This window comes from Krasilnikovia sp. MM14-A1004 (assembly GCF_047159485.1).
Lineage (GTDB): Bacteria > Actinomycetota > Actinomycetes > Mycobacteriales > Micromonosporaceae > Actinoplanes.
In genome coordinates this window covers 799,041-814,265 of sequence record NZ_AP038773.1, presented here as the reverse complement: position 1 = coordinate 814,265, position 15,225 = coordinate 799,041, and the positions used below count along the sequence as shown (strand labels likewise).

Here is a 15,225-nt window from a genome sequence, read left to right as displayed (position 1 = left end):
TGGCGGCGGGCCACGAAGCGGCGCTCAACTGCAGCGGTCATGCGGACAGCCTCTCACGCGCGCCCCTTGTCGGCCAGTCCGGTCCAGAATCCGGGAGGGTGTCCTGGCCCACCACCGGCACCGAATGTCGCACCGGACCACACCAGGACTCAGCAGTTTGGAATCCTGTCCTGATGACGACCACGTCCGGCGACCGCCCCGCCGAGGCCGCCACGTCACCATCGCCGGACGCCCCTGCGGACGCGGCCGCCTCGGACGCCCCCGCGGACGCCCCTGCGGACGCACCTGCGGACGCACCTGCGGACGCACCTGCGGCAGCGCCGAGGGCCCGCGGCCGCACCAAGGCCACCCCGCCGAAGGCCACCACGGCAAAAGAGCCCGCCCAGTCCAGGGCCACCGCCCCAAAGCCCGCACCGGAGAAGGCCGCCCCGGACGAGGCCACCGCCGAGCCGAAGGCCGCACCGCCCAAGGCCACCGCCGGACCAAAGGCCGCACCGGCCAAGACCGCCGCCGGGCCAAAGGCCGCACCGGCCAAGACCGCCGCCGGGCCAAAGGCCGCACCGCCCAAGGCGACCGCCCGACCAAAAGCCGCACCGCCCAAGGCCCCAGCTCGATCAAAGGCCGCATCACCCAGGGCCGCCTCCGCCAAGGCCGCCTCGCCCAAAGCCGCCTCGCCCAAGGCTGCGCCCGCCAAGGCAGGCTCGCGCAAAGCCGTCGACCGGTCCAAGGCAGCCCCGGCCAAGGCCCCCGCCCGGCCGAAGACCGGCTCGCCCAAGGCGCCGAAGACCATCACCCCGGCGAAGACCACCCCGCCCGGCGTCACCACAGTCGCCGAACCCGGTGGGTCGCCGGAAGCACCGGCGCCTCCGAGGAAAGCCCCGCCGAGAGCCACCGCCGCACCCGAACCCGGCACCGTCGCCGAACCCCGCAGGCCGCCGGAAGCGACGGCGCGGGCGCGTCGGGCACCGCAGGACCGGCGACGAGCGCTGATCGGGGTGCTCAGCTGGGCGATACCCACGGTCGTCACCGCGCTCGTGGTGTGGTTTCGGGCCGGCGAGGCCCCACCGTGGCGGGACGAGTTCGCGAGCTGGGACGTCGCGGTCCGGACGGTGCCGCAGATCGTCGCGCTGGGGCACACGATCGACGCGGTGATGCTGCCGTACTACCTGTTCCTGCACTACTGGGTCGGGTGGTTCGGCGACTCGGTGACGGCCCTGCGGATGCCCTCGATGCTCGCCATGACGGCCACCGCTGCGGCCACCGCCCTGCTGGCCCGCCGCCTGTACGGCCACCGGGCCGCTCTGCTCGCGGGACTACTCGTGGCCACGCTGCCCGTGATGTCCCGATACGCCCAGGAGGCCCGCGGCTACGCGTTCGCGGCGCTGTTCGCCACGCTCGCCACGTACGCCCTGGTCGCGGCGCTCGCCCGGCCCCGGTGGTGGCGCTGGGCGGCGTACGCCGGTGGTGTGTTGCTGCTGGGGTGGTCGCATCCGGTGGGTCTGCTGCTGCTGGCCGGGCACGCGGTCGCGGCGGCGGCACTGACCGCCCGCCACGACCGGCTGCGCCTGCTGTGGTGGGCCGGGTCCGCGGCGGCCGGGTGCGCGGGCGTGCTGCCACTCATGCTGCTCGGTGCGCCGCAGCACGAGGCACAGCTGAACTGGCTGCCCCGGGCGACGCCGGACGCCCTCGCCGAGCTGCCGAACACGATCTTCATCTCCGGCCTGGTCGGCGGTGCGCTGTGCGCCATGGCGGTGTTCGCGCTGTCAGGGCGCGGCACACCCGGAGCCGGCGAGCGCTGGAGCCGGTTGCTCTGGTTCTGTGTGCTCCTGCCGTACGGACTGCTGTTCGCGGCCGATCAGCTCATCGCGCCGATGTTCGTCGGCCGGTACCTGATCTTCATGGTCCCGCTGCTGTGCGTGCTGGCCGGGCGGGCGCTGACCAGGCTGCGGTTGCCGACGGCGCTGGCGGCCGTACTGGTGCTGGGCCTGATGGGCCTGCCCGCGCAGAACGACCTGCGGAAGTGGCACTCGGGCCTGGACTACCGGTCGGTCGCGCAGTTGCTGGGTGGCTGGTCGGTGCCGGGCGACGGGGTCGTCTACGCGCATCGGCAGGGCTGGCAGTTCACCGACATGGCGATGCGCTATTACCTGCGCGGTTCCGGACCGCGCGACGTGCTGCTGCAGTCCGACGCGGTACGCAACGCGTCGCTGTGGCCCACCGAGTGCGACGTCCCGGCCGACTGCCTCGCGGGCACGAACCGTCTGTGGGTGGTGAGCCCCGACGACCTGGCGACGGGCCGCCGCGCGGGCGCGACCGACCAGCTGCCCGAGGGCGTACGCGACACCCTCGCCGCCCGCTACCGGGTGGCCGAGCGCTGGCGCTTCGACGGCTTCACCGTGGCGCTGCTGCTGCCGCGGCCTCGCCCGGCTCGGCACTGAGGCGGTCCCGAACCGCACGGAGCACTGAGGCGGCCGCGAGCCGCGCGGAACGACGCTCAGCGCTTGCCCAGCGGCACGACCAGGACGGCCTCGGTGCCGCCCCCGGCCCGGTTGCGCAGCTCGATGCTGCCCCGCAGCTCGCCCGTGGCCAGCGCCCGGACGATCTGCAAACCGAGGCGGCCGCCCGCGTCGGCCCGGAATCCCTCGGGCAGGCCCCGGCCGTTGTCCGCCACGGTGACGTGCAGCTGCTGGCGGAAGCGGTGCGCCGACACGATCACCTCGCCCGGCCCCTCGGCCGGCTCGGGCGCGCCCCCGTCCTCGCCGCCGGGGAAGCCGTGTTCCACGGCGTTGATGAGCAGTTCGTTGAGGACCATCACGAGCGACGTGGCGATCTCGGCGGGCAGCACCCCGAACGTGCCCTCGCGCCGCATCGTCACGGCGCTCTCCGTGGCCGCGACCTCGGTGGCCGCGCTGGCGACCCGGTCCACGATGCCGTCGAACTCGACCGCCTCGTCGCTGGACATCGACAGCGTCTCGTGCACCAGGGCGATCGAGGCGACCCGGCGTACCGATTCCTGCAGCGCCATCCGCGCCTCGGCGTTGTCGACCCGGCGGGCCTGCAGGCGCAGCAGGGCCGCGACGGTCTGCAGGTTGTTCTTGACCCGGTGGTGGATCTCCCGGATGGTGGCGTCCTTGGTCATCAGGGCGCGGTCGCGGCGGCGTACCTCTGTGACGTCGCGGACCAGCACCAGCGAACCGATCGGCACCCCGGCGGGCATCAGGGGCAGGGCCCGCATGAGTACGGTCGCCCCGCGCGCCTCGACCTCCTTGCGTGCCGGATGTTCACCGCGCAGCGCGGCCAGCATCCGCTCGGCCGTGTCCGTGCCCTCCAGCGGGTCGGCGGCCAGCCGCCGGGTCAGTTCGGCCAGCTCCTCGCCGACCAGGTGCGCGTTGAACCCGAGCCGCCGGTACGCCGACTGCGCGTTCGGGCTGGCGTAGGTGACCTTGCCGGACGCGTCGAGGCGGATCAGCCCGTCGCCGACCCGGGGCGCGGAGGTGGTCTCGCCCGGGTGCCGGGGCGGCGGGAAGGTCCCGTCGGCGACCATCTGCGCCAGGTCGTCGGCCGTGGTCAGGTAGTTCAGTTCGAGCTGGCTGGGCGTACGCGCGGTGGACAGGTTGGTGTCGCGGCCGATGACCGCGACGACCTCGCCGTGCTCCTCCTCGCCCCGGATCCGCACCGGGATGGCCTCGTGGCGGGCCGGGGTGTCGCCGTACCAGACCGGGTCGCCCTCGCGCCAGATCCGGGCCTGCGCGTACGCGATGTCCAGGTGCGCCACCTCGGGCCCGCCGACGATCCGGCCCACCTGGTCGTCCTGGTACGCCGTCGGCGCGGTGGTCGGGCGCACCTGGGCGACGCACAGGAACGCCCGGGGCCGTGTGTCCGGGGGCCGGACCGGCACCCAGAGCAGCAGGTCGGCGAAGGACAGGTCGGACAGCAGCTGCCAGTCGCCGGCCAGGCGGTGCAGGTGGTCGATGTCGGCGGGACCGAGGTCGGTGTGCTCCTCGGCCAGGTCGCGCAGGGTGGACACGGATCAAGCCTGCCATGCCGTCCGGGCGGTGTTCCCTACAGCGTGGTGGTGACCTTCTTCAGGCCGCGCGGGGCGTCCGGGTCCTCGCCGCGGGCCAGCGCCAGGGCCAGGGCCAGCTTCTGCAGCGGCAGGATGTCGAGCAGGGGCGCGTAGCGCTCGTCGACCGCGGGGACGGCGAGCCGGCCGGCGGCGCCGGGCACGTCCGCGGGGCCGACGGTGACCACGTCGGCACGCCGTTCGCCGAGACGGTTGACCACGTCCCGCATGGCCTGGCCGCCGGGACCGTCGCCGACGACGGCCAGCACCGGCACGTCCGGATCGGCCATGGCCAGCGGCCCGTGCAGCAGGTCCGCGCCGGAGAAGGCGAGCGCCGGCAGGTACGACGTCTCCATCAGCTTGAGCGCGGTCTCGCGCGCGGTCGGGTACGCGTACCCCCGGCCGGTGGCGACCATGCGGGAGGCGAAGCGGTAGCGCTGGGCGAGCGCGTCGGCGCCGTCGTCGGCCAGCACCTCGTCGGCGAGCTGCGGCAGCTTCTCCAGGGCGGCGCGCTCGTCGGCGGGCAGCACGCCGTCGCCCGCGCGGATGCCCTCGACCAGCAGCAGCAGCGCGAACAGCTCGGCCGTGTACGTCTTGGTGGCGGCCACCGCGCGCTCGTGTCCGGCGGCGACGTCGATGGACAGCTCGGCGGCGGCGACCAGCGGCGAGCCGGGGTTGTTGGTGACCGCGAGGGTCAGCGCGCCGGACTCGCGGGCGACGGTGAGCACACCGGCGAGGTCGGGCGAGCCGCCGCTCTGGCTGACGCCGACGACGAGGGCGTCGGAGAGGTCGGGCCGGGCGCCGTACAGGGTGATCGCGCTGGGCGAGGCGAGGCCGACGGGAATACCGAGCCGGATCTCGGTGAGGTACGCGCCGTACAGGGCGGCGTGGTCGGAGGTGCCCCGGCCCACGAAGATCACATGGCGGGGCCGGCGCGCGGCCACCCGGGCGGCCACGGCTGCGATCGCGGTGGCGCGTTCCCGGTCGAGCAGGCGGGCGATTCCCGCCGGCTGCTCCGCGATGTCGGCCGCCATCCCCTGGCCTCGCTGTGTCACTGAACACCCTCCCTTTGTGCACGGTCCCGCGCGTTTCGTGCGCAGTCTTGCACGAAACAGCGAGCAAGCACAATGTTTCGCGCACCAATGCGCAGATCCGGGCCTGACATATCGATCGCCGTCGCCTAGGCTCGCGTCGTGGCGCATCCCGCGTGACATCGAAAGGTTGGCGCAGCACCATGGACGACCCCCGAAGCTCCGCCGACCGCGACCTCGAGCAGGCCCGCGCGGCCCTCGACCGTGGCGAGATGCACCACGCCGCCGATCACCTGGCCGGCGCCATCGCCCAGGCGCCCACCCTGCCGGAGACCCACGAGCTGCTCAGCCGCCTCGCCGCCCGGTCCGGCGGCGGTCTGGAACTGTTCCCACTCGGGCAGCACGCGTTCGTCGGCACGGTCGTGGCCCGCGCCCACCTGCTGGCCGCCGCGGGTCGCCCCGAGGACGGGCTGCCCCTACTGGCCGCCGCCAGCGGGCACACCCCCGGCATGGACTGGGCGGGCGTGCCCTGGGTCAGCGAGCCCTCCCTCGGCGCCCGGATCGACCCGGACATGCTGGCCCGCCTGGTCATGCGGTTGTGCACCGCGGTCGGCGACCCGGCCGCCGAGCAGGACCGCGCGACCCTGCTGCCGTACCTGACGGTGGTCCGGCACGCGATCGCCGCGCAGCCCGCACACCACCTGCTCCTCGGCTCCGGATCGGCGCTGGCGCGCCGGATCGGCGACGCCGCGCTCGCCGTCGACTGGGCCGCCCGCGGCGTCCGGGCGAGGCCGTCCAAACTCGGCGAGATCTGGCTCGGGTACGCGTACCGCAGCGCCGGCCGGCTGCCCGACGCGCTCGACGCGCTGCGCCGCGCGGTCGCGCACGACCCCGACGACCTGTCCGTGTACGCGGACATCGCGGGCACGCTCGCCGCCCAGGACCGGCTGGACGAGGCGCTCGAATGGGTGGACCGGGCACTGGCCCGCGACCCCGACTTCGACTGCGCCGTGCACACCGGTCACCGGCTGCGCTATCAGGCCGACGGGGACGTGGCGCACCTCATCCGGCTCGCCGACTTCCAGCGCTACCACCCGGACGACACCCACGAGCACACCGACCTCGCCGAATGCTGCCAGGACGTGCCGTGGCTGAGCCAAGTCCCGGCCGCCCCGGATTCGGGCCCCGACCCGCGGCGCCGCTTCCCCACGGCCTCCCGCCCGCCGGCGCCCCGGCCGTCGACCGGCCACCCGACCGTGCCCCGGCACGCCGTCCCGCAGCCGTCGGCCACGGCGGTGCAGCGGCTGCAGCGGGTGGCGCACCCGTTGTGGCCGCACCCGCCCGCCGCGTACGACGCCGCCGTGGGCTTGCTCCTGGTCGAGCCGCAGGAGCTGCTGGCCCTCATCGCCCACCCGCCGGCCGCACCGGACACCGAGGTCGGCCGGGCCCTGGCGACCCACGATCCCGCGCGCTGGACCCGCTGCGTGTACGTCTGGGCGTGCCTCGGTCTGCTGCATCACGACGTGGACGAGCCCTGGGCCGGATCCCGCCGCCGGCGGCTACTGGTGGAGCTGGCCGCGGGCGGCACCGACGCGATCACCGAGGCGGCCCTGTTCGCCCTCGTCACGTACGCCTGGGTGGAGCCGGCCGCGCGCCCGGACGTGGCCGACCTGGTGGGGCGGACCCTGGCCGAGGTGGTGGCCACGCCCGCCGCGGAACCGACCGGCATCGCCTGGTCGGTGGCCCAGCTGGCGCTGGTGACCCCCGCCCTCGGCCCGGCCGCGCAGGAACTGGCCACCGCGGTGGTCCGGGTCGAGGAGGGCCGGGTGATCGCCGCGATTCCCCGTCAGCGCAGCCGGCGCACCGGGCGGCGGCTGTGGGGCTGGCTGGCCGGCCGGCTCACTCGATCACGGCGATGAGGTCACCCTCCTGGACGACGTCGCCCTCGTTGACCGCCAGCTGAGCCACGGTGCCGTCCGATTCGGCCAGCACCGGGATCTCCATCTTCATCGATTCGAGAATCACCAGCGTGTCCCCCTCGGCGACCTCGTCGCCGGCGGTGGCCACGACCTTCCACACGTTGGCCACCATCTCGGCGCGGATCTCGTCGGCCATGGTGATTCCTCCTCGTCGACGCTGTCGGGTGGAGATTATCCAATCACGAGCACTTGATGGGGGAATCCGGGCCGCCCGGCCCGACGACTACGATCAGGCGCTACGACCTGCCACGAAGAGGAGGCCGACATGGCCAAGAAGGCCCGCAAGAAGAAGGCCCGGAAGAAGAGCTCCGCCAACCACGGCAAGCGTCCCAACTCCTGAGCCTGGCCGTCATACGACGGGAGGGCCGGCAGCGCACCGCTGCCGGCCCTCCCGCGTCTGTTTTCCCCTTCAGGGCAGGAACTCGCGGGTCTCCACCTCGATGACCAGCTCGTTCAGCTTGATCCGGAGCCGTTCGCGCAGCTCCCGCGGCGCCACCTCGTCGCCGCAGCACCGGGCGACCAGCGCCTTGACCTCGTGCTCGATGCCGTACTCGTGCAGGCAGTGCGTGCAGTCGTCGAGGTGCTTCTTGATCAGCGTCCGGCGTTCGTCGCTGCACTCCAGGTCGAGGTAGAGGTAGACCTCGCTGATGACCGCACCGCAGTCCGGCTTGTGCTCTTCGCCGTTCACGTCGCTCATGCCTCCTGCCGGGCCGGCGCGTCGCTGCCGCGCGTGATGCCCCGGTCCGCGGCGTACTGCTCCAGCAGCTTGCGCAGGTTGCGGCGGCCGCGGTGCAGGCGGGACATCACCGTCCCGATCGGCGTGCCCATGATGTCGGCGATCTCCTTGTACGAGAAGCCCTCGACATCGGCGAGATAGACGGCGAGGCGGAAGTCCTCGGGCAGCGCCTGCAGCGCGTCCTTGATGTCGCTGTCCGGCAGCCGGTCCAGCGCCTCGGTCTCGGCCGAGCGCAGACCCGCGGAGGTGTGCGACTCGCTGGCGGCGAGCTGCCAGTCGGTGATCTCGTCCGTCGGCGCCTGCACGGGCTGCCGCTGCTTACGCCGGTACGAGTTGATGTAGGTGTTGGTGAGGATGCGGTACAGCCACGCCTTGAGGTTGGTGCCCTCCTCGAACTGGTGGAAGGCGGAGAACGCCTTGAGGAACGTCTCCTGCACCAGATCCTCGGCGTCGGCCGGGTTGCGGGTCATCCGCAGGGCCGCGGCGTACAACTGGTCGACGAAAGGCAGCGCGTCGCGCTCGAAGCGCGCGCGGCGCTCCTCCGTCCGTTCCGTCCGCTCTGCTGGCGTCACCCGTCCGTCTCCCCTCGGCCGCCCCGCCGAGGATACGGGTAGTGCCCCGCCCGGAGTTCCTAAAACCGCCGGTGTGCTGACACTCACCGATGGTGCAGGGGTCGGCGGCGGCTGCACCGCGGGCCAGTTCGGGGCGGTCAACAGCTCCCGCACCTGCCGCTGCTTCGCGCCGTCGCGCTCGACGCATCCGGTTTCGGCACGCACCGCTGAACCCCTTCCGACGTACGGCTGTCCGCGTGTTGCAACGGCCTGCATCTTGCACACATTCCCACTCACCCGGCCCGTGACCTGCGTGATCATGAGAATGGCCCACGACAAACAGCATGAAAGTGCGCGTTAATCGTACGTTTTGCCGTGGCCTTCGGGGTCAGCGTGCCCAGTGGTGCTCGCGCAGCCAGCCGAGCACCGCCTCGGCCGTACCGGCCAGATCCTTGCGCAGATCGTGGGTGGCGCCGGGGCGCACCACCACCCGCACGTCGCCGACCGCATCCGGCACCCCGAACGGGTCGCGATCGCCGTTCACCACCAGCGTGGGAATCCCGGTGGGCAACTCCTCCGCCCGGCTGCGCTCCGGCCGCCCCGGTGGATGCAGGGGGAACGCGAGCGCCAGCACCCCGACCGCGCCGAGCGCCCCGGCCGTACGGCAGGCGACCCGCGCGCCGCTGGAACGCCCGCCGCAGATCAGCGGCAGCCCCGGCACGGAAAGCTCGTTGACGACCGCCGTCCACGCCTCGTCGAGGTGACCGGCGGGCGCCGGGGCACGCCGGCCCGCCATCCGGTACGGCTGGGTGACGAGCGCGACCCTGACCCCGGCCGCGACGGCGACGTCATGCACCCGGGTCAGATCGGGAGCATCCACCCCACCGCCCGCGCCGTGCCCGAGCACGAGCAGAGCGACCGGCGGACCCGCGGGGTCACTGATCCGGATGCCCGCCGGGCCGCGTGGCGTCTCGACGGAGTAGTCGTCCGAGGTGGTGTCACTACGCACGCCGCCATTGTCGCCCGGCGCCGACCGCAGGATCAGCGACCGACCCGGACGGGATCGGCTGCCGATCGGGTTGGCGTCGGCAGCTGAACCGGATTGCGGCTTCCGGCTCCGGCCGGGACGGCGTCGTCAGCGGCTCACCGGGCCGGGGCGTCAGCGCCGACTGGAACGAGGCTGAGGAGTCTTCGGTCCTCGGCGTCGGGGCCGTCGTCGATCGGCTCGCCGTCGGGCCCGACCCGCTCGCGCCAGGCCACCAGCATGGCGCGGCGTTCCCGGGGCGTCGTGCCACCCCAGACGCCGTGGCAGTCACCCACCTGCAGGGCCCGGGCCAGGCAGGGCGCCTGGACCTCGCACGTGCCGCAGAGCGCGATCGCGCGGTCGGACGGCTCGTTCGGAGCCGGGAAGAACACCTCCGGGTCGACGCTGCGGCATGCACCGCGAATACGCCAGGCCTCGTCCGACCGTCGTTGGTCGATCGCTTGCAGCAGTCTCAGGTCGCGCCGTGCGATCGCGACCTCGTGCGGACGCGGCATCCGTGCCCGAGTCATCAGCCCACCTCCCCCGTGGGACCGGTGAACGTGGTCGCGATGTCCGCACCCTGCGAACTCGTAACCACACCGGCGGTGGTTTGTATCGCAGGAATGAAGATCAGAACAAGGGGCTTGTGCGTACCGTAACTAAGTTCGCCCGAGCGGCCATCTCAATAACCGTACAATCCTCGCAAATCGCCGCGAAAATATGACTCCCCGTAACATGCTGTAAACAACTCACCGGTAACCGTCGGATAGCCGACTACGGTCAGAACAGGGTTGCCTCGGCCGGCTCGGGCGACGGCGTCACCAGCTCAGGACCGTTGTTGCGGACGTTGCCGACGTCGGGCCGCACCGCACGGATCTCGATCGCCGTCGATGGAGCCGGGTGCGGCGGCAACAATTCGGCGCCGTCGCCGCCGGACAGCCACGCCGCCCAGAATTCGGGCGCCAGCGCGACCGGCATCCGGTCATGCACCCGCGCCAGTTCCCCGAGCGCCGCCGTGGTCAGCACGGTGCAGGTCAGCACGGAGTCGGGGCCCCACGCCGACCACAGACCCGCGAACGCCAACGGCGAGCCGTCGGCGGGGGTCATGTAGTACGCCTGACGCTGCCGGCCGGTGCGGACCCACTCGTACCACCCGTCGGCGGGGACCAGGCAGCGCCGCCGGGCGAACGACGGCGCGAACGCGGGCGAGGTGGCGACCGTCTCCACCCGCGCGTTGATCATGCGGGCGCCGCCGCGCAGATCGGTCGCCCATGGCGGGACCAGCCCCCAGCGCGCGGTGTCGAGCACCCGGCCACCGTGCCGCCGCGACATCCGCACCACCGGCACCGGGTCGGTGGGCGCGACGTTCCAGCTCGGGCCGAGCCCGTCGGTCACGTTGGCGGCATCGAACAGCGCGCTGAGGTCAGCGTCGCTGCGTGTCGTCGCGTACCGGCCGCACATGCGGCAGACAGTACGCCGCCGCGCCCCGTCCCGCGGGGCGGGAACACGCGGGGTGACTGTCGGGGGCCTTCGGCACAATGGGCCCGTGACTGATGAACCCGGCCCGCCGCCCACCAGCCCGTCGCCCGCCACCAGCCCGTCGGCCGCGACCCGCCCGTGGGTCGCCCCGATCGCCACCGGTCCGGTGCGCTCGAGCATCCGGCTGCCCGGCTCGAAGTCGATGACCGCCCGCGCGCTGGTGCTCAGCGCCCTGGCCGGGGAGCCCTCGCGGATCGAGCGACCGCTGCGCGCCCGCGACACGTTGCTGATGGCGGCCGCGCTGCGCGCCCTCGGCGCCACGGTGGACACCACCTCCGACGAGGTGTGGACGGTCGAGCCGGGCCCGCTGCGCGGCCCCGCCCACGTCGACGTCGGGCTGGCCGGCACGGTGATGCGGTTCGCGCCGCCGGTCGCCGCGCTGGCCGACGGCACTGTCACGTTCGACGGGGACCCACAGGCCCGCAACCGCCCGCTGGGCCCCATCCTCACCGCGCTGCGCGCGCTGGGCGCCGACCTCGACGCGTCGCCCGCCGGCGGGCTGCCACTGACCGTCCGCGGCCGGGGCATGCTCGACGGCGGTGACGCGGTCATCGACGCCTCCGCCTCCAGCCAATTCGTCTCCGGCCTGCTGCTGTCGGCGCGCCGCTTCGCCAAGGGCCTGGTGCTGCGCCACGAGGGTCCGCCGGTGCCCTCGGCCCCGCATCTGCGGATGACCACCCACATGCTGCGGGCCGCCGGGGCGGCCGTCGACGACAGCGAGCCGGACGTCTGGGCGGTCGAGCCGGGCGCGCTGCACGGCCGTACCTGGACCATCGAGCCGGACCTGTCCGGCGCGGCGCCGTTCTTCGCGGCCGCCCTGGTCACCGGGGGTGCGGTCACGCTGGCCGGCTGGCCGCGGGAGAGCTGGCAACCGGTCGGCCGGGTCACCGAGCTGCTCACCGCGCTGGGTGGGCGGGTCGAGCAGGACGCCGACGGGCTCACCGTGTACGGCACGGGCACGGTGCACGGCGTGCGCGCCGACCTGTCCGAGGTGAGCGAGCTGACGCCGGTGGTCGCCGCGCTGGCAGCCCTCGCGGACGGGCCCTCCCAGCTGAGCGGGGTGGCGCACATCAGGGGCCACGAGACCGACCGGATCGCCGCGCTCGCCCGCGAGCTCACCAAGCTCGGCGCCCACGTTGTCGAGCACCCCGACGGGTTGGACATCACGCCGGGCCCGCTGCGCCCGGCCCTGTTCGAGACGTACGCGGATCACCGCATGGCGCACGCCGCGGCGGTTGTCGGCCTGGCGGTCGAGGGCGTTCATCTCAGCGACGTAGCGTGTACGTCGAAGACGCTGCCCGAGTTCCCCGAACTCTGGGCGGGACTCGTGGCGAGGAGCTGAACCTGCCGGGGCGCAAGCGGGAGTACGACGAGGACGACGTTCGGATCCGACCGGGCCGGTCCTCGCGCCCGCGTACCCGTACCCGCCCGCAGCATTCCGACGCGGTCGACGGCCTGGTCGTCAGCGTGGACCGGGGCCGGTACGGCTGCGTCCGCCCGGACGCCCCGACCGAGGACGACATCATCACCGCGATGCGCGCCCGCGAGCTGGGCCGCAAGTCGGTGGTGGTGGGCGACCGGGTGGCGCTGGTGGGCGACACCTCCGGCGCACCCGGTGCGCTGGCCCGGATCGTCCGCATCGCCGAGCGCACCTCGGTCCTGCGCCGCACCGCGGACGACGACGACACCACGCCCGAGGGCCGGCTGGAACGGGTCGTGGTCGCCAACGCCGACCAGCTCGTCATCGTCAGCGCCCTGGCCGACCCGCCGCCGCGCACCGGGTTCGTCGACCGCTGCCTGGTCGCGGCGTACGACGCGGACGTCGAGCCGCTGCTGTGCCTCACCAAGGCCGACCTCGCGGGCCCCGAGGCCGTGCTGAACTACTACGCCGAGCTGGACCTGCCGTACGTGCTGGTGCGCCCCGACAGCGATCTGGCCCCGTTGCGGCAGCGGCTCGCCGGGCAGATATCCGTCCTCGTGGGCCACTCCGGGGTGGGCAAGTCCACCCTGGTCAACCGCCTGGTGCCGGACGCGTTGCGGGCCGTCGGCGCGGTCAGCGCGGTCGGCAAGGGGCGGCACACCTCCACCAGCGCGGTCGCGCTGCGCCTGCCCCCGTCCGGTGCGGACGGCGCGGATCCGGGCTGGATCATCGACACTCCGGGCATCCGCAGTTTCGGGCTGGCGCACGTGAGCGCCGAGAGCCTGCTGCACGGCTTCCCCGATCTGGTCGAGGGCACCGTGGACTGCCCGCCGAACTGCGGCCACACCCCGGCCGACGTGGACTGCGCGCTGGACGCCTGGGTCGACGCCGGCCACGCGGACCCGCGGCGGCTGGCGAGCTACCGCCGCCTGCTGGCCTCCCGCGCCGGAGAGGATCCCCGCGAGGAGCGCCCGGACACCTGACGGCAACGCGCGGCGCGCGGAGCCGGGTCGTGGGCGGGGCTGGCCGCGATCATCGGCTAGGTTTCCCGCATGTCTGGGTACTCCGACGATCTCTCCCTGGCCCATCTGCTGGCCGACGCCGCCGACTCGATCTCGATGGCCCGGTTCCGCGCACTCGACCTGCACGTCGAGTCGAAGCCGGACCTGACCCCGGTCTCCGATGCGGACACCGCGGTGGAGAAGGCGATCCGCGCGACCCTGGCCCGGGCCCGCCCGCGCGACGGGGTGCTCGGCGAGGAGTACGGCATGTCCATGCCCAGCGCGGGCAGCGGGTCCCGGCACTGGGTGATCGACCCGATCGACGGCACGAAGAACTTCATCCGTGGCGTACCGATCTGGGGGACCCTCATCGCGCTGGTGGAGGACGACGTCCCAGTCGCGGGCCTGGTGTCGGCGCCCGCGCTGGGCCGCCGGTGGTGGGGCGCGACCGGGCACGGCGCGTACGCGGGCCGCCACCAGGCGGGGGCCACCCGGATCCGGGTGTCGGCCGTCAACCGCCTCGCGGACGCCTCCCTGTGCTACTCCAGCCTCTCCGGCTGGGAGGAGAACGGCCGCCTGGATCACCTGCTGGACCTGCTGCGGCAGGCGTGGCGGACCAGGGCGTACGGCGATTTCTACGGCTACATGCTGCTGGCCGAGGGGGCGCTCGACGTGATGGTGGAGCCGGAGCTGTCGCTGTGGGACGTGGCCGCCCTGATCCCGATCGTGCGGGAGGCCGGGGGCACCTTCACGGACCTGCAGGGCCGGCCGGGGCCGGGCGGCGGCAGCGCGATCGCCACGAACGGCCCGCTGCACGACGAGGTGCTCACCCGCCTGGCGCCCGTACCGGCGTGAGGCGCCATCGAAACCAGCCCGACTCCCGCCGGCCATCCGAAGCGGGCTGAGCCGAACCAGGCGCTGGTCTATCCTCGCTGTGGTGTCCCCAGGCTGGTTCTGTCTCGCGGCGATGATCGTGGCATACGGCGTGGCCAACCTGTTGCAGTCGATCGCGGCGGCGCGCACGAGCGTGCACCACACGTTCGACCCCGGCCTGCTGGTGCGCCTGGCGAGTCAACGTACGTACATCCTGGGTCTGCTCTGTCAGGTGCTGGGCTTCCTGCTGGCCTTCCTGGCCCGCCGCGACCTGCCGCTGTTCCTCGTGCAGGCCAGCGTCGCGGCCGGGCTGGGCGTGACCGCCCTGCTGGGGGTGCTGGTGCTGAAGTGGGTGCTGCCCCCCGCCGAGATCGGGCTGCTGGCCCTGCTTCTGGTGGGAATCACCGCCCTGGTGCTGGCGGCCGAGCCGGCACAGTCGCGCCCGCTGGGCCCGGCCATGATGATCGCGCTGACGGTCACCCTGGTGGTGCTGGCCGTGGCCGGCTTCTTCGCGGTACGCCTGCACGGCGCGCTCGGTTCGGTGGTGCTCGGCTCGCTGGCCGGGGTCGGCTTCTCGGCGGCCGCCATCGCCGCCCGGCCGCTGGCGAGTGAGCACTCCGTCACCGGCTACATCGGCAATCCGCTGCTCTACCTGCTGGTAGCCCATTCCCTGCTCGGTCAGCTGCTGCTGGGGCTGGCGATGCAGCGGGGTTCGACCACCGCGGCGGTGGCGGCGATGGACGCGGCGGGCGCGGTGCCCGCGGCGATCGTGGGGCTGCTGGTGCTGGGTGACCGCATCTACCCCGGCCGGGAGTGGATGGCCGCCGTCGGGTTCGTGGTCACGCTGGCGTCGGTGCTGGGCCTGACCCGGTACGCCGAGCCGCAGCACCACCACGCCACCGCACCGGGCGGTCATCCGGGCGGCCGGGCCTCGGAACGCACCAGGTTGCGCGCAGCGGGTCTCTGAGCCACCCAGGCATGACCGGCGGGCCATGGGGTAAACCGGGC

General features: G+C 73.6%; 15 protein-coding genes. 7 read left to right on the top strand and 8 right to left on the bottom strand.

Annotated elements, in window-relative coordinates; genetic code table 11:
- Window positions 1-173 precede the first annotated feature (173 nt).
- Window positions 174-2,438: a glycosyltransferase family 39 protein gene (locus ACMCNN_RS03895; RefSeq protein ID WP_412744802.1), complete on the top strand. Its 2,265-nt coding sequence runs from the start codon at window positions 174-176 to the stop codon at window positions 2,436-2,438.
- A gap of 56 nt (window positions 2,439-2,494) precedes the next feature.
- Here ACMCNN_RS03895 and ACMCNN_RS03890 read toward each other — a convergent pair whose 3' ends face one another.
- On the bottom strand, window positions 2,495-4,027 hold the full coding sequence (locus tag ACMCNN_RS03890; protein WP_412744801.1) for a sensor histidine kinase: 1,533 nt from the start codon (window positions 4,025-4,027) through the stop codon (window positions 2,495-2,497).
- A gap of 35 nt (window positions 4,028-4,062) precedes the next feature.
- On the bottom strand, window positions 4,063-5,097 hold the full coding sequence (locus tag ACMCNN_RS03885; RefSeq protein ID WP_412747042.1) for an SIS domain-containing protein: 1,035 nt from the start codon (window positions 5,095-5,097) through the stop codon (window positions 4,063-4,065).
- A 200-nt stretch (window positions 5,098-5,297) separates the two neighbouring features.
- Here ACMCNN_RS03885 and ACMCNN_RS03880 point away from each other — a divergent pair, with 200 nt between their 5' ends.
- Window positions 5,298-7,013: a tetratricopeptide repeat protein gene (locus tag ACMCNN_RS03880; RefSeq protein WP_412744800.1), complete on the top strand. Its 1,716-nt coding sequence runs from the start codon at window positions 5,298-5,300 to the stop codon at window positions 7,011-7,013.
- Here the strand turns inward: ACMCNN_RS03880 and ACMCNN_RS03875 are convergent.
- Window positions 6,994-7,215, bottom strand: coding sequence for a biotin/lipoyl-binding carrier protein (locus tag ACMCNN_RS03875; RefSeq protein WP_412747041.1), 222 nt, complete (start codon window positions 7,213-7,215; stop codon window positions 6,994-6,996). The genes ACMCNN_RS03880 and ACMCNN_RS03875 overlap by 20 nt on opposite strands.
- Before the next feature lie 123 nt (window positions 7,216-7,338).
- Here ACMCNN_RS03875 and ACMCNN_RS03870 point away from each other — a divergent pair, with 123 nt between their 5' ends.
- A complete protein-coding gene (locus ACMCNN_RS03870; RefSeq protein WP_369752275.1) occupies window positions 7,339-7,413 on the top strand; it encodes a 50S ribosomal protein bL37 in 75 nt (24 codons plus the stop codon).
- A gap of 69 nt (window positions 7,414-7,482) precedes the next feature.
- On the opposite strand, the gene rsrA is transcribed toward ACMCNN_RS03870, so the two are convergent.
- The 5 genes from rsrA to ACMCNN_RS03845 all read right to left on the bottom strand — a co-directional run bounded on the left by rsrA (window position 7,483) and on the right by ACMCNN_RS03845 (window position 10,845).
- Entirely contained in the window at window positions 7,483-7,770 is a 288-nt protein-coding gene (gene rsrA / locus ACMCNN_RS03865; RefSeq protein ID WP_412744799.1) for a mycothiol system anti-sigma-R factor, read from the bottom strand.
- A complete protein-coding gene (locus ACMCNN_RS03860; RefSeq protein ID WP_412744798.1) occupies window positions 7,767-8,585 on the bottom strand; it encodes a sigma-70 family RNA polymerase sigma factor in 819 nt (272 codons plus the stop codon). The genes rsrA and ACMCNN_RS03860 overlap by 4 nt, the downstream gene beginning before the upstream one ends.
- 163 nt (window positions 8,586-8,748) lie before the next feature.
- On the bottom strand, window positions 8,749-9,369 hold the full coding sequence (locus ACMCNN_RS03855; RefSeq protein ID WP_412744797.1) for an alpha/beta family hydrolase: 621 nt from the start codon (window positions 9,367-9,369) through the stop codon (window positions 8,749-8,751).
- 134 nt (window positions 9,370-9,503) lie between these two features.
- The gene (locus ACMCNN_RS03850; RefSeq protein WP_412744796.1) at window positions 9,504-9,914 is read right to left on the bottom strand and encodes a WhiB family transcriptional regulator; all 411 of its coding nucleotides are present in this window, start codon (window positions 9,912-9,914) and stop codon (window positions 9,504-9,506) included.
- Window positions 9,915-10,164: 250 nt separating this feature from the next.
- Window positions 10,165-10,845, bottom strand: coding sequence for an SOS response-associated peptidase (locus ACMCNN_RS03845; RefSeq protein ID WP_412744795.1), 681 nt, complete (start codon window positions 10,843-10,845; stop codon window positions 10,165-10,167).
- Window positions 10,846-10,930: 85 nt separating this feature from the next.
- On the opposite strand from ACMCNN_RS03845, the gene aroA reads away from it, so the two are divergent.
- From aroA to ACMCNN_RS03825, 4 genes are all read left to right on the top strand, one after another.
- Window positions 10,931-12,265, top strand: coding sequence for a 3-phosphoshikimate 1-carboxyvinyltransferase (gene aroA / locus ACMCNN_RS03840; RefSeq protein ID WP_412744794.1), 1,335 nt, complete (start codon window positions 10,931-10,933; stop codon window positions 12,263-12,265).
- A 44-nt stretch (window positions 12,266-12,309) separates the two neighbouring features.
- Entirely contained in the window at window positions 12,310-13,326 is a 1,017-nt protein-coding gene (gene rsgA, locus ACMCNN_RS03835; protein ID WP_412747040.1) for a ribosome small subunit-dependent GTPase A, read from the top strand.
- Between the two features lie 69 nt (window positions 13,327-13,395).
- Window positions 13,396-14,199, top strand: coding sequence for a histidinol-phosphatase (gene hisN, locus ACMCNN_RS03830; protein WP_412744793.1), 804 nt, complete (start codon window positions 13,396-13,398; stop codon window positions 14,197-14,199).
- Window positions 14,200-14,311: 112 nt separating this feature from the next.
- The gene (locus tag ACMCNN_RS03825) at window positions 14,312-15,184 is read left to right on the top strand and encodes a hypothetical protein (RefSeq protein WP_412747039.1); all 873 of its coding nucleotides are present in this window, start codon (window positions 14,312-14,314) and stop codon (window positions 15,182-15,184) included.
- The last annotated feature ends 41 nt before the right edge of the window (window positions 15,185-15,225 follow it).

Bases quoted from the DNA above. Each gene is read 5' to 3' on its own strand.
- ACMCNN_RS03885 (WP_412747042.1), bottom strand. From the start codon at position 5,097: ATGGCGGCCGACATCGCGGAGCAGCCGGCGGGAATCGCCCGCCTGCTC.
- hisN (WP_412744793.1), top strand. From the start codon at position 13,396: ATGTCTGGGTACTCCGACGATCTCTCCCTGGCCCATCTGCTGGCCGAC.
- rsrA (WP_412744799.1), bottom strand. From the start codon at position 7,770: ATGAGCGACGTGAACGGCGAAGAGCACAAGCCGGACTGCGGTGCGGTC.
- ACMCNN_RS03845 (WP_412744795.1), bottom strand. From the start codon at position 10,845: ATGTGCGGCCGGTACGCGACGACACGCAGCGACGCTGACCTCAGCGCG.
- ACMCNN_RS03825 (WP_412747039.1), top strand. From the start codon at position 14,312: ATGATCGTGGCATACGGCGTGGCCAACCTGTTGCAGTCGATCGCGGCG.
- ACMCNN_RS03850 (WP_412744796.1), bottom strand. From the start codon at position 9,914: ATGACTCGGGCACGGATGCCGCGTCCGCACGAGGTCGCGATCGCACGG.
- ACMCNN_RS03880 (WP_412744800.1), top strand. From the start codon at position 5,298: ATGGACGACCCCCGAAGCTCCGCCGACCGCGACCTCGAGCAGGCCCGC.
- ACMCNN_RS03895 (WP_412744802.1), top strand. From the start codon at position 174: ATGACGACCACGTCCGGCGACCGCCCCGCCGAGGCCGCCACGTCACCA.